At 62.4% G+C, this 24,596-nt stretch carries 22 protein-coding genes; 12 read left to right on the top strand and 10 right to left on the bottom strand.

The features are described from left to right. Window positions 1–52 precede the first annotated feature (52 nt). Genes ACPS74_RS14140 through ACPS74_RS14130 form a run of 3 tightly spaced genes read left to right on the top strand, consistent with a single transcriptional unit; the run spans window position 53 to window position 3,396 of the window. Complete coding sequence (locus ACPS74_RS14140) at window positions 53–1,060, top strand: methyltransferase (protein WP_083481285.1); 1,008 nt, start codon at window positions 53–55, stop codon at window positions 1,058–1,060. Window positions 1,061–1,063: 3 nt separating this feature from the next. After that, on the top strand, window positions 1,064–1,987 hold the full coding sequence (locus ACPS74_RS14135; RefSeq protein ID WP_036241215.1) for an iron-containing redox enzyme family protein: 924 nt from the start codon (window positions 1,064–1,066) through the stop codon (window positions 1,985–1,987). An 8-nt stretch (window positions 1,988–1,995) separates the two neighbouring features. Continuing rightward, on the top strand, window positions 1,996–3,396 hold the full coding sequence (locus ACPS74_RS14130) for a phosphoribosylglycinamide synthetase C domain-containing protein (protein ID WP_083481286.1): 1,401 nt from the start codon (window positions 1,996–1,998) through the stop codon (window positions 3,394–3,396). On the opposite strand, the gene pdeM is transcribed toward ACPS74_RS14130, so the two are convergent. Genes pdeM through ACPS74_RS14110 form a run of 4 tightly spaced genes read right to left on the bottom strand, consistent with a single transcriptional unit; the run spans window position 3,350 to window position 9,280 of the window. Then, entirely contained in the window at window positions 3,350–4,048 is a 699-nt protein-coding gene (gene pdeM / locus ACPS74_RS14125; RefSeq protein ID WP_029648307.1) for a ligase-associated DNA damage response endonuclease PdeM, read from the bottom strand. The genes ACPS74_RS14130 and pdeM overlap by 47 nt on opposite strands. Further along, window positions 4,042–6,522, bottom strand: a complete 2,481-nt coding sequence (locus ACPS74_RS14120) for a ligase-associated DNA damage response DEXH box helicase (RefSeq protein WP_029648309.1) — start codon at window positions 6,520–6,522, stop codon at window positions 4,042–4,044. The genes pdeM and ACPS74_RS14120 overlap by 7 nt, the downstream gene beginning before the upstream one ends. Beyond that, entirely contained in the window at window positions 6,519–8,249 is a 1,731-nt protein-coding gene (locus ACPS74_RS14115; RefSeq protein WP_029648310.1) for an ATP-dependent DNA ligase, read from the bottom strand. The genes ACPS74_RS14120 and ACPS74_RS14115 overlap by 4 nt, the downstream gene beginning before the upstream one ends. Then, complete coding sequence (locus tag ACPS74_RS14110; protein ID WP_029648311.1) at window positions 8,246–9,280, bottom strand: ligase-associated DNA damage response exonuclease; 1,035 nt, start codon at window positions 9,278–9,280, stop codon at window positions 8,246–8,248. Before ACPS74_RS14110 ends, ACPS74_RS14115 begins: the two co-directional genes overlap by 4 nt. A 253-nt stretch (window positions 9,281–9,533) precedes the next feature. On the opposite strand from ACPS74_RS14110, the gene ACPS74_RS14105 reads away from it, so the two are divergent. From ACPS74_RS14105 to ligD, 8 genes are all read left to right on the top strand, one after another. Then, window positions 9,534–11,258, top strand: coding sequence for a thiamine pyrophosphate-binding protein (locus tag ACPS74_RS14105; protein WP_029648312.1), 1,725 nt, complete (start codon window positions 9,534–9,536; stop codon window positions 11,256–11,258). Between the two features lie 14 nt (window positions 11,259–11,272). After that, complete coding sequence (locus ACPS74_RS14100) at window positions 11,273–11,830, top strand: carboxymuconolactone decarboxylase (protein WP_029648313.1); 558 nt, start codon at window positions 11,273–11,275, stop codon at window positions 11,828–11,830. 167 nt (window positions 11,831–11,997) lie between these two features. Continuing rightward, window positions 11,998–12,390: a CsbD family protein gene (locus ACPS74_RS14095; RefSeq protein WP_029648314.1), complete on the top strand. Its 393-nt coding sequence runs from the start codon at window positions 11,998–12,000 to the stop codon at window positions 12,388–12,390. 101 nt (window positions 12,391–12,491) lie between these two features. Further along, window positions 12,492–13,547, top strand: a complete 1,056-nt coding sequence (locus tag ACPS74_RS14090) for an AI-2E family transporter (RefSeq protein ID WP_051381667.1) — start codon at window positions 12,492–12,494, stop codon at window positions 13,545–13,547. Window positions 13,548–13,637: 90 nt separating this feature from the next. Continuing rightward, the gene (locus ACPS74_RS14085) at window positions 13,638–13,958 is read left to right on the top strand and encodes a hypothetical protein (protein WP_029648316.1); all 321 of its coding nucleotides are present in this window, start codon (window positions 13,638–13,640) and stop codon (window positions 13,956–13,958) included. Between the two features lie 18 nt (window positions 13,959–13,976). After that, window positions 13,977–14,474 carry a hypothetical protein gene (locus ACPS74_RS14080; RefSeq protein ID WP_029648317.1) on the top strand — a complete coding sequence of 166 codons (498 nt, stop codon included), beginning with the start codon at window positions 13,977–13,979 and terminating at the stop codon, window positions 14,472–14,474. A gap of 46 nt (window positions 14,475–14,520) precedes the next feature. Continuing rightward, a complete protein-coding gene (locus tag ACPS74_RS14075) occupies window positions 14,521–15,381 on the top strand; it encodes a Ku protein (protein ID WP_029648318.1) in 861 nt (286 codons plus the stop codon). Between the two features lie 6 nt (window positions 15,382–15,387). Beyond that, window positions 15,388–17,949 (top strand): DNA ligase D, encoded by a 2,562-nt coding sequence (ligD, locus tag ACPS74_RS14070; RefSeq protein WP_029648319.1) that lies wholly within the window; start codon window positions 15,388–15,390, stop codon window positions 17,947–17,949. On the opposite strand, the gene ACPS74_RS14065 is transcribed toward ligD, so the two are convergent. Next, window positions 17,946–18,755 (bottom strand): Ku protein, encoded by an 810-nt coding sequence (locus ACPS74_RS14065; protein ID WP_029648320.1) that lies wholly within the window; start codon window positions 18,753–18,755, stop codon window positions 17,946–17,948. The two genes, ligD and ACPS74_RS14065, sit on opposite strands and share 4 nt — an antisense overlap. 140 nt (window positions 18,756–18,895) lie before the next feature. On the opposite strand from ACPS74_RS14065, the gene ACPS74_RS14060 reads away from it, so the two are divergent. Further along, entirely contained in the window at window positions 18,896–19,183 is a 288-nt protein-coding gene (locus ACPS74_RS14060; protein ID WP_055725704.1) for a NepR family anti-sigma factor, read from the top strand. A 499-nt stretch (window positions 19,184–19,682) separates the two neighbouring features. Here ACPS74_RS14060 and ACPS74_RS14055 read toward each other — a convergent pair whose 3' ends face one another. The 5 genes from ACPS74_RS14055 to fdhF form a co-directional block, all read right to left on the bottom strand. Beyond that, complete coding sequence (locus ACPS74_RS14055) at window positions 19,683–19,886, bottom strand: CsbD family protein (RefSeq protein ID WP_018407191.1); 204 nt, start codon at window positions 19,884–19,886, stop codon at window positions 19,683–19,685. A gap of 106 nt (window positions 19,887–19,992) precedes the next feature. Next, window positions 19,993–20,508, bottom strand: coding sequence for a YchJ family protein (locus tag ACPS74_RS14050; protein WP_029648322.1), 516 nt, complete (start codon window positions 20,506–20,508; stop codon window positions 19,993–19,995). Window positions 20,509–20,623: 115 nt separating this feature from the next. Beyond that, entirely contained in the window at window positions 20,624–20,896 is a 273-nt protein-coding gene (locus tag ACPS74_RS14045) for a formate dehydrogenase subunit delta (protein ID WP_029648323.1), read from the bottom strand. Continuing rightward, window positions 20,886–21,713: a formate dehydrogenase accessory sulfurtransferase FdhD gene (gene fdhD / locus ACPS74_RS14040; RefSeq protein WP_029648324.1), complete on the bottom strand. Its 828-nt coding sequence runs from the start codon at window positions 21,711–21,713 to the stop codon at window positions 20,886–20,888. Before fdhD ends, ACPS74_RS14045 begins: the two co-directional genes overlap by 11 nt. Continuing rightward, window positions 21,710–24,589, bottom strand: coding sequence for a formate dehydrogenase subunit alpha (gene fdhF, locus ACPS74_RS14035; protein WP_029648325.1), 2,880 nt, complete (start codon window positions 24,587–24,589; stop codon window positions 21,710–21,712). Before fdhF ends, fdhD begins: the two co-directional genes overlap by 4 nt. Window positions 24,590–24,596 lie beyond the last annotated feature (7 nt).

Genomic DNA, 24,596 nt, shown 5'->3' with positions numbered 1-24,596 from the left:
AACTATCGTCATCGCCGCGAGTTGAGACCTCTCTTGGCGCTTGGGGCGATGGATGCAACTGGATCTCTGCTCTGACGAGACGGCTACCGCGCCGTCGACGGCTACTCACCAAGGTCTGAGCGTCGCGGACGAGGCGCTGCTACGGCTGGGCGCGTTCCTTCGGGACCAGAACTACCGCTTCACCACCACGACGCCGCTGACGCATAACCGCGTCGTGCAACGTCCGGCGGTGGATGGATCGAATTTGACGTGCGCATTCGGGTGGAGTCTGCCCTTTTCTGCGAGTGATCTGCCGGCGCCGATGTTGCGCACTCTCGCCGAGGCGAAGGCGCTAGCGCATTGCAACGGACTCTTGCGCAGCAAGGTCCGTTTCTCGACTCTTAAGAACCAGCTCTTTGCGCACTCGGCCTTTCCCACGGACGCCGCTGACTCTGTTTTCTTCGGACCTGACACTTACCGTTTCGCGCGGTGCGTCGAATCTGTCCTCAATTCGCAGCCTCTCTCAGCCTCGGCGCCTCGCCGTTTCGTCGACATCGGGTGCGGCAGCGGCGCGGGCGGGATTTTCGCGGCGAGCCTGATGAGACCCGGCGTCGAGCTGCTGCTCGCCGACATCAATCCCCAAGCGGTGCGATATGCGCGCGTGAATGCTGCGTTGAACGGATTGAAGCGCACACAGGCTGTTCACAGCGATCTCTTCCAGAACGCTGGCGGACTGTTCGACTATATCATCGCCAATCCGCCCTATCTCGTCGATGACTACCAACGTCTTTATCGCCATGGGGGCGGCGAGTTCGGCATCTCCCTTTCCGTCGACATTGTACTGGAGGGCATCCCGCGTCTGACGGAAAGCGGAAGGCTCTTGCTCTATACCGGCTCGCCGATCGTCGGCGGCGTGGACCAGTTCCTTGCCGCCGTGACGCCAATCCTCGACGCCTCGCCGGTAACCTTCGATTACGACGAGGTCGACCCTGACGTCTTCGGCGAAGAGCTGGAGCGCTCCGCTTATGACAATGTTGACCGCATCGCCGCAGTCTTCCTCAACATCAAGAAAGAAGGCTGACATATGCGTGACCCCGATTGGATCGCCCTGGCCCCGGCGCTCAACGGCGCGGCCTTTGAGCGCTTCCAGAGAGAACTTTGCCGACGAAATGGCGCCCGGCTCGAGCCATTAACGCCCACCGGCGACTGGCGCGCTGACGTGCATGCGCGCGCCGCTCTCGCCGAGGCGGAGATCGCCTATGTGGAGAGCGTTCGCGCGGCGATCGCGCCCTTCGTCGCCGATATTCCAAGCGACGCCGACGCCTTCCTGAACTGGTATGAGCGCCTTGCCGAGAAGGGACCAGGCCAGAACGATCCGCTGTTCCCCTGGCTCGAGCGATTGGCGAGCTTCGAGGACATGAAATGGTTTCTTGAGCAGGAAGTGTCCGGCGAAGCAGGGTTCGACGATCTCGTCGCCCTCACGCAAATCAAAATGCCGCAGACGCCCAAGCTCGAAATGGCGCGAAATTACTGGGACGAAATGGGCCGAGGCAATGCGCAGGGGATGCACGGTCCGATGCTGGCGCGGCTCGCCGCCTATTTTTGCGTCGACGCGCGGCCGGAGCACGTCTGCCCGGAGTCGCTCGCGCTCGGCAATATGATGGTGGCGCTCGCCAGCAATCGTCGCTACGCCTTCCATTCGATCGGCGCGCTCGGCGCCATCGAGATGACGGCGCCCGGACGCGCGATCCATGTCGAACGCGGGCTGCGGCGACTCAAAGTTCCTGGCAAGCAGCGGCAGTATTTTTCGCTGCATGCGATTCTCGACGTCAAACACTCCGAGGCGTGGAATCGCGAAGTTCTGCGCCCTCTCGTTGAGGAAGATCCGCGACGCGCGCAGGCTATCGGCGAAGGCGCGGTTCTTCGGCTTTGGCATGGCGCGCGATGCTTCGAGCGCTACCGTCGTCATTTCCGGCTGCAGATGGAGTCGCCGCGCGAAGCGGCCTAGGAGCGTCCATGCGGGTTCTGGGGATTGGGAACTACTGCGACCTCGCCGCGCTCTATCTTCGACTTTCGGCGGAAGGACATGAGGTCAAAGTCTTCATCGACGCGCCGCTTTGCCGGAACATTCTGAACGGAATGATCGCCAAGACAGACGATTGGCGTTCGGAACTGCAATGGGTGAAGGGCGCCGGCGACGAGGGAATCATTCTCTTCGAAAACGTCTCATGCGGCGGCTTGCAGGACGAGTTGCGAAAAGACGGATTCAATGTCATCGGCGGAAGCGCTTTCGGCGACCGGCTTGAAGTTGACCGCGCCTATGCGCAGAGCCTTCTCGCTGAACTCGGCCTCTCAACCGTGGAGACCCGCCATTTTTCGAAAAGGCAGGAGGGGTTACGCTTCCTTCGCGAGCGCCCCAGACGCTATGTCCTGAAATTCAATTCGCCCGATTTGGCGCATCGCAACTTCGCCGGCGGTCTCGCCGACGGACGCGACATTTCCGCGCTGCTGCAAAATCTGCCGGACACTCCGGCGGACGAAGCCGGCTTCGTCCTGATGGATTTCATAGATGGCGTCGAGATGGGCGTCGGCGCTTATTTCGACGGCGAGAAGTTTTTGCGGCCTGCCTGTCTCGACTGGGAGCACAAGCGCTTCTTTCCGGGCGACCTTGGCGAGCTGACAGGAGAAATGGGCACCGTCGCTACATTCGAGAACTCGACCCTCTTCTTTGAGAAAACATTGGCGAGAATCGAGCCTTTGCTTAGGCGTCACGGCCACTGCGGCTATGTGAACCTGAACACCATCGTCAATGAGCAAGGTACCTGGCCGCTCGAATTCACCTGCAGATTCGGCTATCCGGGCTTCGCTATTCTGTCGCCGTTACAGCGAACGTCCTGGGCTGAATTGTTTGAGGCGATGGTCCGCCGCGACAGGGATCATCTGGACGTCGATGACGGGTTCTCGGTCGGAGTTGTCCTAACGGTCCCGCCTTTCCCCTATTCGCGGCGACAGGCGGAAGAGCCGATCGGCATGCCGATCCTCTTTGACGGCGCATTGTCCTGCAGGGACCAGGAACATCTGCATTACTGCGAAGTGGCTCTCGACAACGGCCAGCTGGTCACCGCGGGCGCCTATGGCTGGACGATGGTGGCGACGGGCTGCGGGCGAACGATCCAGAGCGCGCGCCGCGACGCCTATCGGCTGATTGAGCGCGTGCATATCCCCAACATGCGTTACCGACGCGACATTGGAGAACAATTGATCGCGGCGCATTACGCCAAAGTGAAAGCGCTTGGCCTGCTGGGAGACGAAATCAAATTGCACCGTCATCCGCCCTCGCCGCCTGTCGCCACGCTCATGCAACGCGCAGCTAGCCAGCAACGAGCCATCGTTCATCGACGATCGCGCAGGTCCTGACATCGCGCCCGCGCACCAGCGCGCCGCCCGTGAACGCGCCGAAGGCGGGCAGCACGACCTGTCGCGCCTGCAGCACAAAGCAGGGAAGACGAACGCTGTCGCGCGCGGCCCCGCTCAACCGGACACATGGGTGAAGATGCCCCGCAAGAATGGTCGCCCCCTGCCCTTCGCATTCGTCGGACGCGAGCGGGTGGTGACGTGCGACAATCCCTTCTGCGTCGTAAGACTCGTCGACAAGCTCGATTCCGAACTGTTCTGAAGGATCGCCTGCGCGCCGATCATGATTGCCGCGCACGAGCGTGAGGCGCAACGCGGCGCGGCGCCTGCGCCAGTCGAGAAACGCGGCCGCCACGCTCGGCGCATGCGCCTGCCGCGCGTGAAACAGATCGCCCAAGAAAACGAGCCGGGTGGGATTGAATCGATCTATAAGCGCGTCGAGCCGGTCGAGATTGTCGCGCGTCGTTCCCGTCGGCGCCGGTTGGCCGAGCGTACGAAATGTCGCCGCCTTTCCAAGATGCGCGTCGGCGACGAACAGCGTGCGCGTCTCAACGCGCCAGACGGCGCGCTGCGGCAACAAAACCAGGCCGCGATGCTCGTGAGAGGAGACGAGGCCGGCGCCTTCTCTCCGCAACGTCTTTTCAGGCTCTAACATTTGTCCGCGGCGCGCTCCAGCTGCGAAATCATGCGCTCGATGCGCGCCGCGAGCGTCTCATTGCTGAGGCGCTCGCGCATTCTCTCGACCATCAGCGGAAAGGCGAGCGGCGAGCAGCGCTGCAGCGCGACATGGACGATCTCTCTATTTTGCAGCCGCTCGAAGCTTTCGGCAAGACGCGCGATGTCGAGCGCGTCTTCCAGGACCTCGCGCTCAGCCTGGCGCAACAACCCGTTTTCCGGATCGAATTTGCGAAAGACGTCGTAGAACAGGCTGGATGACGCCTGCAACTGGCGCATACTCTTATGTTGTCCGGGATAGGTCGTCACAACGAGACCGGCGATCTGCGCAATGTCGCGAAAACGCCGGCGCGCCAACTCCGCAGCGTTCAGGCTCGCGAGCGTTTCATGCGTCAGATCATGAATGGCGCGCGGCGCAATCAGTTCCGGCAGCATGGCGGCCCAGTCGCGCGGGTCGGCGCTCAACAGCTCGAAGCCGTAATCATTCACGGCGATCGAGAACGTGCTGGCGGATTTCTGCGCCGCGCGCCAAGCGATGAGGCTCGCCATGCCGATATGCGCAATCCGGCCCGCAAAGGGATAGAGGAACAAATGCCAGCCGTCGCGGCTCTTCAATGTCTCAGCAAGCAACGTCGTCGGCGTCGGCAGATGCGACCAGCGCGCTTGCAATCTCAGCATTTTCTCAGCCGCCCGCAGCTCCGGCGTGTCATAACGCCCCTCGGCCGCGCGCTGCAATTGCTCGACCATGGCGTCGGCCAGAGTCGTGGAAAGCGGCATTCGCCCGCCGTCCCAGCGCGGAACGGCGCCGCTGCGCGCCTTCGCCGGACGGACATAGGCGATGAGATCGCGCAAGCGCACGAACTCCAACAGCCGTCCTGAAAACCAGAAGCTGTCGCCGGGTTTCAGCCGCGCGATAAAGCTTTCCTCCACGACGCCGAGCTTTTGACCCGGCGGCGCGGGTCCGTATTGAACGAGCACGCTCGCGTCCGCCGTGATCGTCCCGATGTTGAGCCGATGGCGCAAAGCGATCTGCTTGCTCGCGACCCGCCACACGCCGTCGGCGCCAGGGCCGCAGCGGCGATATTCGGGATAGGCCGAAAGGCTCGGTCCGCCGCCGCTCACGAAGTCGAGACACCAGCGCCAATTCTCTTCGGAAAGATGTTCATAGGCCGCCGTCGAACGAATTTCCGCGAGCAATTCGTCAGGCCTGAACCCGCCGCCCAGTCCGATGGTGACGAGATGCTGCACCAGCACGTCAAGCGGCGCATTCGGCGTGCGGCGGCTTTCGATGCGGCCCTCGCGCACCGCCTGCTGCACGGCCGACGATTCGACAAGCTCGAGCGCATGGCTCGGGACGAGCGTGATGCGCGACGTGCGCCCCGGAGCATGGCCGCTGCGGCCGGCGCGCTGCAGAAGGCGCGCGACGCCCTTGGGCGAGCCGACCTGCAGGATGCGTTCGACGGGAAGAAAATCGACGCCAAGATCGAGGCTGGACGTGCAGACGACCGCTTTAAGCTTGCCGAACTTAAGTCCATCCTCAACCCAATCGCGCGACTCGCGCACCAGCGAGCCGTGATGCACGGCAATGAGCCCCGCCCAATCGGGTCGGGCGCGCAAGAGATTGTGATACCAGATTTCCGCCTGCGAGCGCGTGTTGGTGAAAATGAGCGATGTCGGAGATTGCTCAATCTCCGCGACCACCTGCGGCGCCATTTTGATCCCAAGATGCCCAGCCCAGGGAAAGCGCGCGAAATCTTCAGGCAACAACGTGTCGATGACGATTTCCTTGCGCACGCCGCCCGCGACGATCGCGCCGCGCGGCGCATCGGCTGGACCGAGCAGGACGCGCTTTGCTTCTTCAAGATCGCCAAGCGTCGCCGACATGCCCCAAATCAGCAGATCGGGACGCCAACGCTTCAACCGCGCCAGCGCGAGCTGCGTCTGCACGCCGCGCTTATTGCCGATGAGTTCGTGCCACTCGTCGACGACAACGCATCTGATCGCGCCGAGATATTCGCGAGCGTCGGCGCGCGAGAGCATGAGCGACAGGCTCTCCGGCGTCGTGATCAACACGCTAGGCGGACGACGCGCCTGCCGGGCGCGTTCGGCGGAGGCCGTATCCCCGCTGCGAACGCCGACCGTCCAGCGCTGGCCATGCGCGGAGAGACCGTCAAACGCCTCTTTGAGCGCCTTGGCGGTGTCCGCGGCCAGCGCCCGCATCGGCGTGACCCAGAGAACACAGAGTCGTGGCGGCTCTTCCGCGTCATCCGCGAGCGCCTGCCAGGCGCCGAGCGCGACGGCCAAAGTTTTGCCGGCGCCTGTCGTCGCGTGCAGCAAGCCACTGCGTCCCTCCGCCATTTCACGCCACATGTCCCGCTGGAAGGGAAACGGCTTCCAGCCGCGCTCCGCGAGTAAGCTCTTCACGGCGGACTGTTTGGCGCGTCGTCCGCTCATGCGCCGCCGCCAGGCAACAGCGCGTGTAGCGCCTCGATCGTATCAGCGTCCTCCACGGGCTTGTCCTGTCGCCAGCGCAACATGCGCGGAAATCGCACGGCGATGCCGCTTTTGTGACGGTTGCTGGCGCCGATTCCCTCAAAGCCAAGTTCGAAAACCATCGTTGGGCGCACGCTGCGCACCGGCCCGAAATTCTCGATCGTCGTCCTTCTGATCGTCGCGTCGACCTTGCGCATCTCCTCGTCCGAAAGCCCGGAATAGGCTTTGGCGAAGGTCAGCAGCGTGCGGTCCGTCTGCTCCGGCGGGCCGCTCCACACCGCAAACGTGTAGTCGCTGTAAACGCCGGAGCGTCGCCCGTGTCCCCGCGCGGCGTAGATCAGCACCGCGTCGACGCTCATTGGATCGAGCTTCCATTTCCACCAGAGATTGGCGCCGCTTTTCTGGCGTCCGACGCCATAAGGCGCGCCCATCGCCTTCAGCATCATCCCTTCGGCGCCGCGCGCCCGCGCCTCTTCGCGCTGTCGCGCGAAGGCATCCCAATCGGGTTGCGTCAGCGCTGGACTCAGTCGCAACGGCAAATCGGCGCCCACCTGCATCGCGGCAGAATGCGCGCGCGACACGACCTCCTCGAGAAGCACGCGACGCTCCCGCTGCGGCTTTTCGCGCAGATCGTGGCCGTCTTTTTCGAGAAGGTCATAAGCGATCAGCGCCACTGGCCTGTCGCGCAGCATTTTTGGCGTGAGAACCTTGCGTCCGAGACGCTGCTGCAATTCAGAAAAGGGGCGCAGATCGCTAAGATCGTCCACCGCGGAACGCGCGTCCGAACGAGGCGCGACGACGATGAGCTCGCCATCGAGGACAATATCGTCGGGGAGAAAATCGACGAGCGCGGCAAGCTCCGGAAAGCTGTCGCTGACGAGTTCTTCGCCGCGCGACCACAGCCACCACTCGCCGGCGCGATGAATGAACTGCGCGCGTATGCCATCGAATTTCCATTCAACGAGCCAGTCGTCGACGGGGCCGAGGAGTTCTGGAAAGGCCGAGAGCGGCGCCTGAAGCGAATGCGCGAGAAAGAACGGATAAGGCTGACCACGCAGAGGCCGCCCATCTTCGCCCGCCTCGGCTGGCGCGACGAGCGCGACGAAATCCTGCGCCTGAGGCGCGCGATTCGCCTGCGTGTAGCCCATCATCCGCTGCGCGACGAGCTTGGCGTCAAGCTCCGTCGCCTGGGCGATCGCTTGGGTCATTTGCAGCTTCGAGACGCCGATGCGCAACTCGCCGGTGACGAGCTTGAAGAACGGCAAGCGGTCGTCGGATGGCATGGCGTCGAGCCAGTCGCGTAGCGCCGACAGCCGGGCGGGCTCATCAAGCTCGCGCAAGGGCAATAGCCGTTCATTCATCCAGACGTCGAGCGGCGCGTCTTCCACGCGGCTCGGCGGCGGCAGCAAGAGCGCCAGAGTCTCGGCGAGGTCGCCGACGCTGTGATAGCACTCGTCAATGAGCCATTCGGGCAGATCCGTCGCCTCCAAGGCGAGCTGGCGCAGGAGCTTGGTCGAGATCATCTGGCGCGGCTTGCCGCCGGCGAGAAAATAGACCGTCCAGGCGGCGCTGGCGTATTGCTCCGGATCGCCGACCGCAAGGCGCAGATAGTCGATCAGCGCCTGTCTCTTATGCTGCGTCGACGTCGCGGCGTCGATGCGCCGGTAGAGCGTGGCGAAGGTCTTCATGCGCCGTCTGTGTCGGTGTCGGCGTCGACGTTCGGCTCCGCCTCGCCCTCTTCGTCGCCATATTCGGTCGCCATCGGCCGCGCGTCATATCCTTTTTCGCGCAGATAGCGCGAAAGCGCCTCCCCGCTTCCATGCGTGACAAGGATACGCTCTGCGCCGGTTGCGGCGATCGCCTGCAACAGACCCGGCCAGTCGGCATGATCGGAAAGCGCGAAGCCTTGGTCGACGCCGCGGCGTCGCCGATTGCCGCGCAGTTGCATCCATCCGCTGGCGAACGCGTCGGAATGATCGCCAAAGCGTCGAATCCATCCGCTTTGTACGGCATGGGGCGGCGCCAGCGCAAAGCAGCGCGAAAGCCCCGCCTTGTCGAGCGCGCCGACGTTGAGGGTTGGCGGCAGCGCTATGCCGAGATCGCGATGAATTTCATTGAGCGGTTCGATCGCGCCATGGCAGACGATCGGGCCGATATTCGCGTCGAGATGTTTGAGCAGGCGCTGCGCTTTGCCAAGCCCGTAGGCCTGCATGACGCTGGCCCGTCCTGCGCGCGCATTTTCCGCCCACCATGAATTAATGTCGGCCATCACTTCGGCTTGCGGGCGCCAGCGATAGATCGGCAGACCGAAAGTCGATTCGGTGATGAAGACGTCGCAGGGGACAGGCTCAAAAGGCGCGCTGACGCCATCCGCTTCGAGCTTGTAGTCGCCGGAGGCGACCCAGACCTCGCCGCGATGCTCGATGCGCACCTGCGCCGAGCCGAGGACGTGGCCGGCGGGATGCAGCGAGAGCCGCACCTCGCCGATGTCTCGGCTCTCGCCATAACGCAGCGTCTCGATGCGAACGTCGCCGAGTCGTCTGCGCAGGATCGGCGCGCAATCCTCGTGACAGAGATAGGCGCCGCTGCCCCATCGCGCGTGATCAGAATGGCCGTGCGTAATCACCGCCAGAGCCGCCGGGCGCCATGGGTCGATGTGGAAATTTCCAGGCGGGCAGTAGAGGCCCTCTGCGACGGGAACGATCAGATCCTTGGTCATCTAGCCGAAGATGTGAAAAGCGCGTCGGCGCGGCCGTTGGAGCAGCGCCGACAGCATAAATAGGAACTCGGTCGCACGGATTCACTTCCGGCGACGGCCGAGTTCGCGATTTGCCGCAAGACGGCGCTTGCTCCCGCCGCGCCTGTCGCGGTTAAAATCCTCCATTGATCCTCAAGCTTGCGCTCGACTATATGAAGTGCTGGCGAATGCGCTTTTTTTTTCACGCGCGCCTGACGCGTCAATGGAGCTGGGAATGCACCTAGGGGTCGATTTCATCCTCGAAGCGCTGGCGCGCGAAGGACTCGACCATGTGTTCATGGTGCCCGGCGGCCTCGTCGATCCTTTTCTGCCTGCTTTCGGAAGGCAGGAGGCGCTGACGCCGATCGTGGCCGCGCAAGAAGGCGGCGCCGCCTATATGGCGGACGGCTACGCGCGGGCGAGCGGAAATTTCGGCGCCGCGCTTTGCATCGGCGGACCCGGACTCACCAATACGGTCACCGCGGTGGCGACGGCGCAGTCCGATGGGTCGCCGCTTCTTCTGATGAGCGGCGAAGTGGCGACTGTCCTCGAGGGCTTGGGCGTATTCCAGGACGCAAGCCCCCAGACGCTGGATGACGTCGCGATCATGAAGCCGCTGACGCGCTATTCTTCTTCCGTCGACAATCCGAAGAATATGCCGCATCTGTTTGAGCACGCCCTGCTACATCTTCGTACTCGTCCCGCCGCGCCCGTGCATCTCTCCTTGCCAGGCGACTGCCTGGCCGCCGAGATTTCCGTCAGCCATACGCCGATTGATCGGGCCTTGGTCGATTACAACGCGCTGTCGATGGCGGCCGCCGAGTCGTCGCTCGAACATTTTCATGGCGGTTCTGGCGGCAAGCCGCCTGTCAAGATCGCCATATTGGCCGGCGCGGGCGTCGAGCATTCGAAAGCCGCCGATGCGCTGAAGGAATTCGCCGAGACCTGGCGCATTCCCGTCGCGACGACACTGCGCGGAAAGGGCGTCTTCCCAGAAGACCATCCGCTTTCGCTCGGCGTGTTCGGCTATGCGGGGACGCACCATTCCCGCGCCGCCTTGATGGACCCCTCGCTCGATCTGCTGATCATTCTGGGGTCAGGACTAAACGAGCGCGACACGATGCATTGGGCGCTCCAAGTCAAACCCAGTAAGACGATCTGCGTGAACTTGCTGCCCTCCGCGATCGGCACGCATGTCCAGGACGGCGGGATCGTTGGCAGCTGCGGCGCCTATCTTGCCTATCTGCTCGACCAAGGTGATAAATTGCGCGCGGCTCTCGAACCGACGCTCTCCGCACGCGCGGCTTGGGTGTCCGAGATCCGCTCCCAACCCCGCCTGCAGGATCCGGAAAACTGCGGGAGCGATGCGGCTCCGATTCATCCGGCGCGCGTCATCAGCGAACTCAGAAAGGCATTCCCGCGCGACGGCGTTCTTGTCGTGGATTCCGGCGCGCATCGCGCTTTCGCCGGCCATTACTGGGAGGCTTACGAACCCAAGACCTATGTGTCCGCCACCAATCTAGGCCCGATGGGCTGGGCGATCAGCGCTGCGATCGGCGTCCAATGCGCGCAGCCGCACCGCCGCGTGGCGGTCGTCACGGGCGATGGATGCATGCGCATGGGCGGCATGGAAATCGCGACCGCGGCGCGCTACCAGCTGCCGGTGATCTATGTCGTCATCAACAATGCCGCGCTTGGCAATGTCTGGTTGCGCGCGCATGTACTCGGTCCAACGCCCGACGAATTGACGCGATTGCCGGATCACGACTGGGCAGGGTTCGCACGGGCCCTGGGCTCTCGCGCCGAAACCGTGCGCTCTCCGGGCGATCTTGCCGCTGCTTTCGAAAGAGCCTTGCAGGGCGTGGGCCCCTGCCTCATCGACGTCAAAGCCGAAAAGGCCTTCACGACGCCCGTCAAGGACTGGGCCGAGGCCATTGCGGCCTATTCCTACCACGAGTGACAGGGGACGCGCCGATGGCTCAGTTGCCTTTTGATCCTTCAACGCTGTCGCCGGCCGATCGTGCGCGCTACGACCGCATGGTCGAACGGCGGAAGGCGCAAGGCGCGGGCTTCGGCGGCCCCTACGCCGCCCTGATGAACCATCCGCAGCTTTGCGAAAAAATTGAGGACCTCGGCTATTATTTGAAATTCCAGGGCCATCTGCCCCGTGAGGTCTATCAGTTCATTGTGCTGCTCGTCGCGCGTCGGACCGGGGCCGACTTCGAATGGGCTGATCATGTTCAGCACGCCGAAGCGGCGGGCGTTCCATCCTCGCTGATCAGCGCCCTGGAAAGAGGCGACGACTTAGGCGCCGTCGCTTCATCGCCCTATGATCTCGTCACTGAGGTGCTGGCGTCGACATTGTCCTGGCGAAATATTCCGCAGAGCGTTCAGGACGAAGCCATCAAGGCGTTCGGCGTCGAAGGGTTTATCGAACTCGTCGTCCTGTCCGGCTTTTATCAGATGTTTTCGGCGATCAACCAGGGGTTCCACGTCGCATTGCCGCCAGGCGTCGAGAAGCCGTTCAAGTAAATTGCGCATCGCCATTTTCGTTACGCCGCTTTTTTATTTAGCAGCCGCTGCGAGCCTCGAGCTGCGCAATACGCGACTGCGCGAGCCCTCGGAACATAGAACCCTTCAAATCAGTTTTCATCCTGGCGGGCGGCATTGGCCGAACCCAGGAATTGAGATTTGGGAGCATGGAATCGATGGATGCGTTAACTGAAAATGGCGGGGCCCCCATTATCTGCGCCTATGAAGAACGCCGTTCTGGCGATGCATCGAATCCACCAGCGAGCGAGGAAAATTCTGTCGATCTGGAGCGCTCAACTCGGGCGCGCTACTCGGTCGCGCAAGTGAAGGATTCGATGTGGGAAGCGCTCGACAACCTTGTGCAGTCGGGCGCAACCGATCAAATGCGCGGTTATGCCAACGAGGCCATGGGCAAGACCAAGTTGACTCTTGGACTTGCGACGCAGTCGACCCATCTCACGCTCACCGGACTAGCGCAGATCGTCGTTGGCGAATTTCAAAAATCGATAGGCGAAGCGAAACTTGCCGAAGACGGCAAGGACATCTTTCCGGGACTGTAAAAAACGACTGCCCGCAAGCTGGCGAGCGGGCGCAGTGGAACATTGGCGGGCGCCGTTGAGTTACGTCTCCGCCGAATTGTCGCGCTTTCCCGGGGCTCAACTTGCCGACGCAGACGGTCCAAGACCAGCCGCTGGAATCCTCGCTCGATCTCCAGAGAATCTCATCCTGGGCGCTCATTGGCATGTTCGTGCTGATGCTCGCCGTCGCGATGAGCCTGGCGCAAACCCTGTTGGTGCCGCTCGTTTCGGCAGGCGTGCTCGCTTTCATGCTTGGGCCGTGGGTGACCACCCTGCGAAAATGGGGCCTGCCGCCCAGCGTCTTTGCAGCTGCGGTCGTCTTGGGCGCCTTATTGATTATTCATGCAGCGATTTTTCAGGGCTCGACGATCGCCGTCGACTGGGTTGGTCGCGCGCCCGAACTGTTGGCCTCATTCAGCGATAAGCTGCAATCGGCGTTTGGCCCGGCGTTTTCGCTGGAGCGGCTGCAAAGCACATTCGCACGAACCGGGGGCGGCTCCTTCGACGCAGCGGCAGTCCTGCAATCAACGATGAATTTTCTTACCCCGACCATCGGCGAGTTGATTGTATTTCTCGCGGCCTTGTTCTTCTCCTTGTCCGGTCGAGAGGAGCTGCGCCGCTACCTTGTCTTCGTCTTCGATGACAAGGAAACGCGGTTGCGCACGCTGCGGCTTCTGAACAACATCGAACGCGATCTCAAGAGCTATATGGCGGTGGTCGCCGCCATCAACCTCGTTCTGGCGCTGATCGTCGCCGTGACCGCTTTCGCTGTCGGCCTTCCAAATCCGCTGCTTTGGGGCATCGTCGCCTTCGCTCTCGAATTTATCCCTTATGTCGGCCCGATCGCGATCTACGTCGCATTGTTTCTGGTCGGCTTCGCGACGTTCGGATCACTTTCGCAGGCGCTCGTCGCTCCGCTCATTCTTCTCGTCGCAGATACGTTAGAGGCCAATGTCGTATCGCCGAGCGTCATCGGCAGGCGACTGACTCTGAATCCCGGACTGGTCTTCCTGGGACTCGTGTTCTGGACATGGCTCTGGGGCCCGGTCGGGGCGATTCTCGCGACGCCTCTGCTCATCGCCGGAACAGTGACCATCAGCCACGTGTTCCCTCAGCACGAGATCAATCTTCCAGAGTAGCGTGCGCCAGTTGGGCCGCGGCGAGGAACAATCAACCGATCTGGAAGTTCAGTATTCGCCCAGCGGGGCAGTAACAGCGGAGAAGCGGGCATGAGCATAACATCGCAAGTCACGAACAAGGTCCAGGAAGCGCAAGACGCCGTGACCAAGGCGTCGGCGAACGCCGCCGCGAAGGCCGGCTCCATAGCTGACGACGTCAGCGCTAAGTACGACGATACCATGGAGAGGGCTGAGGCCGCATTGACGACAGTGGGCGAGCAGTCCCGGGAAATCGCGGAGAAGGCCAGGTCGGCAGGCGAAGGGCTCAAGACAACGGTCGAGGGCGCGGTGCGCGAACAGCCGGTGACGGCGCTGTTGCTCGCCATCGCGGGAGGATTTCTCGTCGGGGCCATGTGGAAGGGCCGCAGCTAAACTGGAGCGGGCAAGATCATGATGCTGGATCCGCTATTCCATCGGGTTGACGAGAGTATCGCGAACGCGACGCGAGGCGCGTCGCGACTCGCCATCGTCACGATCCTCGCGCTGCTCGCGCTCGGCTTCGCAACGGCCGCCGCCCACGCCTACGCAATGAGAACGTGGGGAGAGATCGCCGGCAACCTTGTCCTCGCCGGAGCTTTTCTTTTCGCGGCTCTCATCGTCTATCTCGCGACAAAGGACTCAGCCTCGCTGGAAACTCAAGCTCCAGCACCCGAAGTCGAACAGAGCAGCTTTCCGCAGCTCCCCTTCCTTGATCAGCTGCTCAAGCCGGATGGAAATTTGGTGCGCTCGATCGGCTCCACCATCGGTTCGATGGCGCCCGTGGCGGCGAAAGCAGTGGCCGAACGCGTTGCGCCAAACCTCCATCTGATCATCGGCGCGGCCGTCGGACTAATGCTTGCGTCAAAAATCTCCGAAAAGCTTGACAATATGAAGTCTCCGGAAGCGTAATCAGCGGGCGAGCGTTGAGCTCGCCCGCGAGCGTAAGAGGTTTGCGTTGGCGCCAAGAGCGAACTGGAAGGGCTCTCTAAAGATTGCGGAGCTCGCCTGTCCGGTGGCGCTCTACTCCGCGACGTCGACGTCTGACAGGATCGCATTCCACACGATCAATCGATCGACAGGTCACCGCGTCCGACGGACCTTTGTCGATAGCGACACCGGCAAACCTGTGGAATCCGGCGATCAAGTCAAAGGCTATGAGGTCGGCAAGAACGAATATGTCGTTCTCGAACCGGAGGAAGTCGCTCAGGCGACGCCAAAGAGCGACAAAACTCTGGCCATCGAGACATTCTTGGATTGCGGCGAAATCGACGCCGTCTATTTTGACAAGCCCTACTATCTCTCCCCCTCCCAAAGCGACGCGAACGAACTTTTCGTTCTGATACGCGAGGGTATGCGCAAGAACAAAGTCGCAGCCCTCGCGAAGACCGTGCTCTTCAGGCGCGCGCGCACCGTTCTGATCAGCGCTTATGGCGACGGCCTCCTCGCGACGACTCTGAACTTCGACTATGAGGTGCGCTCGGCGCAACAGGCGTTCGACGAAGTGCCCGAGGTTAAAGTTCAGGGCGAAATGCTTCAGCTGGCCAAGCACATTATTGACACCAAGCGGGGCGCCTTCGACCCATCCACGTTCGAAGACCGCTATGAGGCCGTCCTCGCCGAGTTTGTAAAAGCGAAGCTCGAAGGCACGCCAGTCGCGCCGCCGCGTAAGGCTCGGGAAGCCAAGGTCGTCAATCTGCTCGAGGCGCTGCGCGAGAGCGCGGCTCTTTCCGAGCAAGGCGACAAAGCTGCAGCCAAGAAGCGAGCCGCCCAGCCTCGCAAGACCAGGCCAGCCGCGACACGCCGGAAAGCGAGCTAACCGCGCATGTCGCTTGCCGACTATCGCAAGAAGCGCGATTTTGGGGCGACGCGCGAGCCCAAGGGGCGAGGCGCTCGAAAGACCGGCAGCAGCTTCGTCGTCCAGAAACATGCCGCGAGGCGGCTGCACTACGATCTTCGCCTGGAGATGGACGGCGTTCTGAAAAGCTGGGCTGTGACCAGAGGCCCAAGTCTCGTGCCGGGCGAAAAGCGGCTTGCCGTTCACGTCGAGGACCACCCACTCGACTATCGCAGTTTCGAAGGCGTCATTCCGGAAGGCCAATATGGCGCCGGCGAAGTGATCGTATGGGACAAGGGCGTGTGGATTCCCGAAGGCGACCCGCACAAGGGCTATGCCAAGGGCCACCTCGATTTCGAGCTGCGCGGCGAAAAGCTCGGGGGCCGTTGGCATCTCGTGCGCATGGCGCGAAAGCCGCGCGAGAAGCACGACAACTGGCTTCTCATCAAAAGCGAAGATGCATTTGCGCGTGCGCCTGAAGACGAGGACATACTTGAGGAGATGCCGCGCTCGGTAGACACCGGGCGCACGATCGGCGATGTCGCAGAGAACAAGCCGGCGCGGCGCTCGAAAAAAGCCGCCGCGCCAAAGCAGGCCGCGGCGCCCCGGTCAATCAAGACAAGCGCCGTCGCGCCAACGCATGCGCATGCCGCGGACATCGACCCATCGCGTCTCAAGGGCGCAAAGAAAGCGCCGCTGCCGAATTTCGTTGCGCCGATGCAGGCCAGTTCCGGCGCCGCGCCGGCGAGCAAGGAATGGATTCACGAAATCAAATTCGACGGCTATCGCGTGCAGGCGCGCATCGAAGCGGGACGCGTACGGCTGCTCTCACGCAGCGGTCTCGATTGGACGAAGAAATTTGGCGATGAAGTCGCGTCGGCGCTGCGCGCCCTGCCTCTCGGCGCCGGGCTCATCGACGGCGAAATCGTCGTCGAGACGAGTTCAGGCGCGTCGGATTTCTCCGGGCTGCAGGCCGATCTGAGCGCAGGGCGGACCGATCGCTTCGTCTATTGGGTCTTCGATCTTCTTTACCTTGACGGCTATGATCTGCGCGGCGCGACCTTGCGGGAACGCAAAAAATTGCTGGAAGCGCTCTTGGGCGCTGAGAACGGCGACAGGGTTCGTCTGAGCCTTCACTTTGAGGACGGTGGCGCGGTCGTGCTGTCGCACGCGTGTCGGCTCGGTCTCGAAGGCGTGGTGTCCAAGCTGCGGGATTCGCCCTATCGCTCCGGCCGCGTGAAGAGCTGGATAAAGGCCAAATGCTTCGCGCGGCAGGAATTCGTCGTCGCAGGCTATACGCCTTCGACGGTGTCGCGCCATGCGATCGGCGCCCTCGTGCTTGGCGTCTACCAGAATGGCGTCCTTTGCCATGTTGGCCGCGTCGGGACGGGATTCACGGCGAATATGGCGCATGAGCTTTTCACGAAACTCGATCCCATGCGCACTCCCTCAAGCCCATTCGGCGCGCGCCTCAGTGCGGAGGCCGCGCGCAATGTACGCTACGTGCGGCCCGAACTGGTCGCTGAGGTGGAATTTCGCGGCTGGACAGCCGAGCAGGTTCTTCGGCACGCCTCCTTTCGCGGTCTGCGCGAAGATAAGGACGCGCGCGACGTCGTTCGCGAAAAGGCGCCGCCCCTTGAGCGGGCGACAGCGGCGAGAGCGGAGCAAAGCGTCGTGAGGCTCACCCATCCCGATCGGCTCTATTGGCCGGATCAAGGCGTCACCAAACAGGGCCTCGCCGATTACTACACCGAAATCTGGCGCTATATCGCGCCCTTCATCGTCAATCGCCCGCTGGCGCTGCTGCGCTGCCCCAACGGCGTCGAGGGAGAGAAATTCTTCCAGAAGCATGCTTGGAAAGGCATCGATCCGAACATCGTGCTCATCGACGACCCGAAAGGCGAAGAGGAACCCTTGCTCAGCATCAAGGACCTCAACGGCCTGATCGCGCTCGTTCAATCCGGCGCCCTGGAAATTCATCCCTGGGGCTCGACGGCGTCGGACTGGGAACGTCCTGACGTCATCATCATGGATCTCGATCCCGGCGAAGAGGTCGCGTGGGAGTCCGTCATTGCGGCCGCGGAAGAAACGCGGGAGCGACTTCAAGACCTTGGGCTCGCCGCCTTCGTGAAAACATCTGGAGGAAAGGGCCTTCATGTGGTGGCGCCCGTGAAGCCCAAAGCGGAATGGCCGGAGGTGAAAGCTTTCACCAAAAGCATCGCCGATGCGATGACACGGGACAGCCCGAGCAAATATGTTGCAACGATCACCAAATCGAAGCGCCGCGGAAAGATACTCGTCGACTATCTGCGCAATCAGCGCGGCGCGACGGCTGTCGCGCCATACTCCACGCGCGCCCGGCCCGGCGCCGCCGTGTCGATGCCGCTCTCCTGGGACGAACTTAGCCCGGCGATCGGACCTGACTATTTCAGGATCGTGAAAACCCTCGCGCGCCTCGAGTCGCTGCAGAGCGATCCGTGGGAAGACTTTCGTCAAGCGGCGGCGCCGATCGAAACGCCGCAGACGACGCGGAAAAAGAGAAAAGCCTAGCGACGCTTGGAGCCACCGCGCTTTTCCGCATCGATGCTCTTGCGGAGCGCATCCATGATATTGACGACATTGCTGGGAGCCGCCGGCGCTTGCTTTGTCCCGCGAGCGGGTTTGTGCTCCTTCTTCTTTCCGGAAATGATGTCGAGCAATTGCGCTTGAACGGGATCATGGGTCATCGCCGGGTCCCAGTGACTCTTGCGCTCATCGATCAATTTGGAAATCAGGGTGAGAGCTTTCGCGTTCGGCGGTTCGGCGCCAATCTTGTCGAGGTAGTCCTTCGGATTGCGCACTTCGTCGGCGAAGCGCAGCGTCCATAAGACAAGCCCCTTGTCGCGCGGCTCGACCATCACGGCGCGCTCGCGCCGATACATCACCAGCCGCGACAGGCCGACTGTTCCCGTCGCTTTCATCGCGTCGCGAATGACGGAAAAGGCCTCAACGCCGATCGGATCATCCGGCGCCAGATAGTGAGGCTTATCGAACCAGATCCAGTCGACGCTGGCGGCCGGAGCAAAGGTCTCGATATCGATCGTTCGCGTGCTTTCGAGGCTTAAGGCGTCAAGCTCTTCATCTTCAAGCAGCACGTAATCGTCTTCGCCGCGGGGATAACCTTTCGCCGCGTCGTCTTCGCCAATCGGCGCGCCGGAGACCGCGTCGACATATTGACTGACGACGCGGTTGCCAGTGTTCCGATTGAGGATGTGGAAGCGAACTTTTTCACCTTCAGTCGTGGCCGGCGTCATTGCGACCGGACAGGTCACAAGCGAAAGCTTCAAATAGCCTTTCCAGAACGACCGCGGCGCCATCTAAACCCTCCGAGGGCCGGGAACTTCTCCGATAACGCTCCGTCGAATGCATCGTTCCGCTTCCGCCCTAATCGCCACAATAAAAGATGGTTAGCGCTCCAAAAGGGAACTTTGGCGCTCGAATATTGTTGAATTCGATCATGACCCTTCACCTGCCCGTATTCATTGGAGTCGACGGCGCCGATATCCAGAGCGCCGCCCAAGGGCTCTTCGACATGAATAAGAAAGCTGAAAAGCAAATCTCGAAGGGTCGCCGGGGCGCGCCGGCGGCGGAGCGATGTGACGCTGCCCACCAGCTCTCGTTTCTTGGCATCGATGGGGAATTGACCTCCGGGCTGCGCGACATATACGCGACGAGCCTCTTAGAACCGATGCCTGAGAAGTTTCTCGACTTACTGGCGCGACTTTCAACGTCGGTCGCCAAATAGGCTGTAGCGGTGTTGCTCCGTTCTCGGAAAGCGCACTGGCGCCTTGAGTTGAGACGCTAAGTGACGAGAAATGAACAAAAAAATGATTGCCTGTCGTTCAACAGGCAATCATCAAGAGTTTATGGTCGAGGGAATCATTTTCGGCTGCGCAACCACTGCTCGATCTCCGCCTGTCGCGGTTCGCGAACATGGATGAAACGCTTTCGCGGCGCTTCGACTTGCGGCAAAAGCAGCATCCTGCGGACTGTTTCCAAAGCGCGCCGCCAGTCTACACCAAGTTTCGGCTTCGAACTCATTTCGGCTCTCCTTTCAACGGAGACGGGTATGAAAACAACTCTGCCTTTTTAAGAATGTTCCAAGATGTCGGCAAAGCTCTGTTCTCACCGCTCTTCGCCCGGCGAACTGGCTGGGCGTCGATAAAAAAGCCCGAACCTGAGGTTCGGGCTGATCGAGAAGCGCCAGGAGCGGCGTCACGCTAAGCCCGCGACGCGCTAAAAATTCACGAGTTTAGAGTCTTCAGCCAGGTGTCAACCTCTTCGCGAATGCGGTCCCGCCCTTCGCCGTAGCGCTCTTGGAGAACGCCCTCAAACTGTTCGCGCTTGCCGTCCATGCGCGCAAGATCGTCGTCGGTGAGTTCCGCCCACTTCTCTCTTACCTTGCCCTTGAACTGCTTCCAGTTGCCTTCGACTCGATTCCAGTCCATCGCCGTTTCCCCAAGGTTAAGGAGTTCTACGCCGACGCAACGCGGGCGGAACCGCTTTGTTCCAGGATTTGGCGGCAGGTGAATCGCAGCGTAGGCCAATTGCCGCTCAGGCGGCTGCGCCGCAGCACTTCTTATACTTCTTGCCGGAGCCGCAAGGACATGGATCGTTACGGCCCGCCTGCTTGCCCTTCACGACGGGCGCGCTCTTGCGATTGGCCTCTTCGAGGAAATACCAGCGGCCATCCTGCGCGTCATGTCGAAACAGCGAGCGCTCCCGATGCGCATAGCGTTCGCCTTCGCTGGAGAAGTGCGCGACGAATTCGACGTAGCCGGTTTCATCGCCCTGCAGCCCCTGTTCCGTCGACAGGATCTCAAGCCCAAGCCATTGCGAGCTGCGCGACCAATGCGTGATGGCCTTGCGATCGAAATCGTAACGCGACTCCGGCGCCAGGGAGTCGACAAGGTAGTCGATGTCACCCAATGCAAAGGCGGTGTAACGCGAGCGCATGAGCGCTTCAGCGCTTGGCGCCCGCTGTTTCTCTTCGATGTAACGGGCGCAGCAGGCCGCATAGGAAAGCTGTTGCGCGTCCATCGCGCGGCAGGGACATGTTTGGTCGTTCATCGCTCAGTCGGAGTAAGAATGATCGCGCGGCTGCGCCGGGATCTCAGACCTAGGCGACGAACGCGCCGACGTCCAATGTTTTGCGACATGGAGAGTGCGAGCAATCGAGCGTTCGTCAGCCGTCGGAGCCGCCTTCGCCGGGACGCAATTCCGAAGCAGCGGCGCCCGCTGGATGTTTGAGGCGTTTCACCGCCTCGATCGCGATCGGATCGAGGCCGGCGCCGCCATGATCGACATGCGCGACGATAGCGTTCCGCATACGCGGGTCCCAGAACTTCTTCAAATGATCCGTCATGCTCGCGACGCCTTCAGGATGCTTCTGAGCCACGAAGAACGTGCCGATCTGGTTAGCCATTCTGACGAGCTTATCGACCGAATCATGCGACATGTGCGGAAACCTGTTCGAGGATGCGTCCTGGATGGGTGAAGACTTCGAAGTCCCGGCCGCGCATGACGGCGACGAGAGTCATGCCGCAGTGTTGCGCGTTGCGCACCGCGAGCGCGGTCGGCGCCGAGACGGCGGCGATGATCGGCGCGCCCATGCGCGCGGCCTTCTGCACGAGTTCGACGGAAACCCGGCTCGTCATCAGCACCACGCCTTGCCCCGCCGCGATGGCTTGGCGCGTCAGCGCGCCGGCGAGCTTGTCGAGAGCGTTATGGCGGCCGACGTCCTCACGCGCGATCAGCGCCCCGGAGCCGGGATTCCAGAAGGCCGCGGCGTGGATGGCGCGGGTCTCCTGATTATATTTCTGAGCGGCGGGCAGACGCTCCATCGCCTCGATCAAGGCGTCGGCGCGCACCGACAGCGCACTGTCGAGAGTCGGCAGAATGCGCGTCGCCGCCTCGAGACTCTCAATGCCGCAAAGGCCGCAGCCGGTCGGCCCCGCCATCGACCGGCGCCGCTCGACATAGGCTTCCTGCCGTCCGCCCTTGAGCCAGGCGCGCAGTTCAATGCCGGCGTCGGAGACGACGATCTCGACGTCGCCCGCCTGCTCCGGCGAATCGATCAGCCCCTCCGTGAGCGCGAAGCCGATCGCGAAATCCTCGAGATCCGCCGGCGTCGCCATCATCACCGCATGGGTGGAGCCGCCAAAGGTGAAGGCGACCGGCGTCTCTTCGGGGATCACGCGAGAAGAACGCGCCGTCACATCGTGACGGCGCGCCAGGCATTCCACCCGTAGTGTCGGCGGCGGCCTCTCCGTCATTCCGCCGCGTCGATCGTGCTCGCGATGCGACGGCTCTGCTCCGTCAGCTCGCGATATTGATGCTGCCAGTCGGTCGGCCCGTTGGTGGTCGAGACCTGAACCGCCGTCACCTTGTATTCGGGACAATTGGTGGCCCAGTCGGAATTGTCGGTCGTGACCACATTGGCCTGAGTGTTCGGATGATGGAACGTCGTATAGACGACGCCCGGCGCCACGCGATCCGTGAGCTTGGCGCGCAGCGTCGTCTCGCCGGCGCGGCTCGCCACCTTCACCCAGTCGCCTTCACGCACGCCGCGATCTTCTGCGTCGTGCGGGTGGATCTCGAGGATGTCCTCAGGATGCCACTGGCTGTTCTCGGTGCGTCGCGTTTGCGCGCCGACATTGTACTGCGACAGGATGCGGCCGGTCGTGAGCAGCAACGGGAAGCGCGGCCCCACCTTCTCCTCGGTCGGCACATATTCGGTGATGACGAATTTGCCTTTGCCGCGCGCAAAACCGTTGATGTGCATGATCGGCATGCCCTCAGGCGAGTCGTCATTGACCGGCCATTGCAGCGAACCGGCCTCGGCGAGATGCTTGAACGACACGCCTGCGAAGGACGGCGTCAGCCGCGCGATCTCGTCCATGATCTCGCTGGCGTTGGCGTAGTTCCAATTAAGTCCCAGCTTGTTGGCGAGCAGCTGGGTGACTTCCCAGTCCGCGTAGCCGTTCTTCGGCGACATCACCTTGGTGACGCGCTGGATGCGGCGCTCGGCGTTGGTGAAGGTGCCGTCCTTCTCAAGGAAGGTCGCGCCCGGCAGGAAGACATGCGCGTAGTTCGCCGTCTCGACCAGGAAGAGATCCTGCACGATGACGATTTCCATGTTCGCCAGCGCGCGCGACACGTGACGCGTGTCGGGGTCGGACTGCAGAATGTCCTCGCCCTGAACGTAAAGCCCCTTGAAGGTGCCTTCGATCGCCGCGTCGAACATGTTGGGAATGCGCAGGCCCGGCTCCGGGTCGAGCGAAACGCCCCAGTCCTTCTCGAACGCCTGACGCGCCGCATCGTTGGAGATGTGGCGATAGCCCGGCAGCTCGTGCGGGAACGAGCCCATGTCGCAGGAGCCCTGCACATTGTTCTGACCGCGCAGCGGGTTCACGCCGACGCCGCGGCGGCCGAGATTGCCGGTCGCCATGGCGAGATTGGCGATGCCCATGACGGTGGTGGAGCCTTGGCTATGCTCCGTCACGCCGAGGCCGTAGTAAATCGCCCCGTTGCCGCCGGTGGCGTAGAGACGCGCAGCGCCGCGAATGTCGGCGGCCGGCACGCCCAGCACGCTTTCAAGCGCCTCGGGGCTGTAGCGGTCGTCGGCGACGAAGGCGGCCCAGTCCTGATATTCGTCCCAGTCGCAGCGCGCTTTGACGAAGTCGAGATTGACGAGGTTTTCCTTGACGATCACATGCGCCAGCGCCGTGACCATCGCGACATTGGTGCCCGGCTTCAGCGGAAGGTGATAGTCGGCCTCGACATGAGGCGAGCGCACGAGGTCGATGCGGCGCGGATCGATGACGATCAGCTTGGCGCCCTCGCGCAGGCGCTTCTTCATGCGCGAACCGAACACCGGATGCGCGTCGGTCGGATTGGCGCCGATGACCAGAATGACGTCGGCGTCGTCGACCGAGTCGAAATCCTGCGTGCCGGCGGAAGTGCCGAAGGCCTGCGCCAGTCCGTAACCCGTCGGCGAATGGCAGACGCGCGCGCAGGTGTCGGTGTTGTTGTTGAGGAAACCTTGACGCGCGAGCTTCTGAACGAGGTAGCTCTCCTCATTGGTGCAGCGCGACGAGGTGATCACGCCGACGGCGTTCTTTCCGTATTTCTCTTGCGCCGCTTTCAGCCTGTCGGCCGCGAAGCCGATCGCTTCATCCCACGAGACGACGCGCCAGGGCTGATCGATCGACTCGCGGATCATCGGATCAAGAACTCGGTCGCCGTGATGGGCGTAGCCGTAGGCGAAGCGGCCCTTGACGCAGCTATGGCCATGGTTGGCCTTGCCGTCTTTCCAGGGAATCATGCGGACGACTTCCTCGCCGCGCATCTCCGCCTTGAAAGTGCAGCCGACGCCGCAATAGGCGCAGGTCGTGACCTCGGAATGCTCCGGCTGACCGACGGCGACCACCGACTTCTCGATCAGCGTCGCGGTCGGGCAGGCCTGAACGCAGGCGCCGCAGGACACGCATTCCGACTCCATGAAAGCTTCGTCCATGCCGGCGGAAACGCGCGATTCGAAACCGCGGCCCGATATCGTCAGCGCGAAGGTGCCCTGCACTTCCTCGCAGGCGCGCACGCAGCGGTTACAGACGATGCATTTCGACGAGTCGAAGGTGAAGTAGGGGTTCGATTCGTCCTTCGGCTTCCAGTCGAAATTCACTTCGCCATTGTTGCGGGCGAAGACATGATTGGCGCCGTCATAGCCATAGCGGACGTCGCGCAGGCCCACCGCGCCCGCCATGTCCTGCAGTTCGCAGTCGCCATTGGCCGCGCAGGTCAGGCAGTCGAGCGGATGGTCGGAAATATAAAGCTCCATCACGCCGCGGCGGATCGCGGCGAGGCGCGGGGTCTGCGTCTTGACGGAGATGCCGGGCGCAACCGGCGTCGTGCAGGAGGCCGGCGTGCCGTTGCGGCCCTCGACCTCGATGACGCAGAGCCGGCAGGAGCCAAACGCCTTGATGCTGTCGGTGGCGCAGAGCTTCGGGATCTCCGTGCCGACCTGCATCGCCGCGCGCATGATCGACGTGCCCTCCGGCACGGTGACGCTCTTCCCGTCAATGGTCAGCGTGACCGACTTTACGGATAGGGACTCAGGCGTGCCGTAATCGATTTCTTTGATAAGCGTCATGGCGGCT

The organism is Methylocystis sp. SB2 (assembly GCF_049817085.1).
In the GTDB taxonomy this organism is placed as follows: domain Bacteria; phylum Pseudomonadota; class Alphaproteobacteria; order Rhizobiales; family Beijerinckiaceae; genus Methylocystis; species Methylocystis rosea.
Note: the sequence above shows the minus strand (reverse complement) of the source record. Positions and strands in the feature narration are given on the sequence as shown.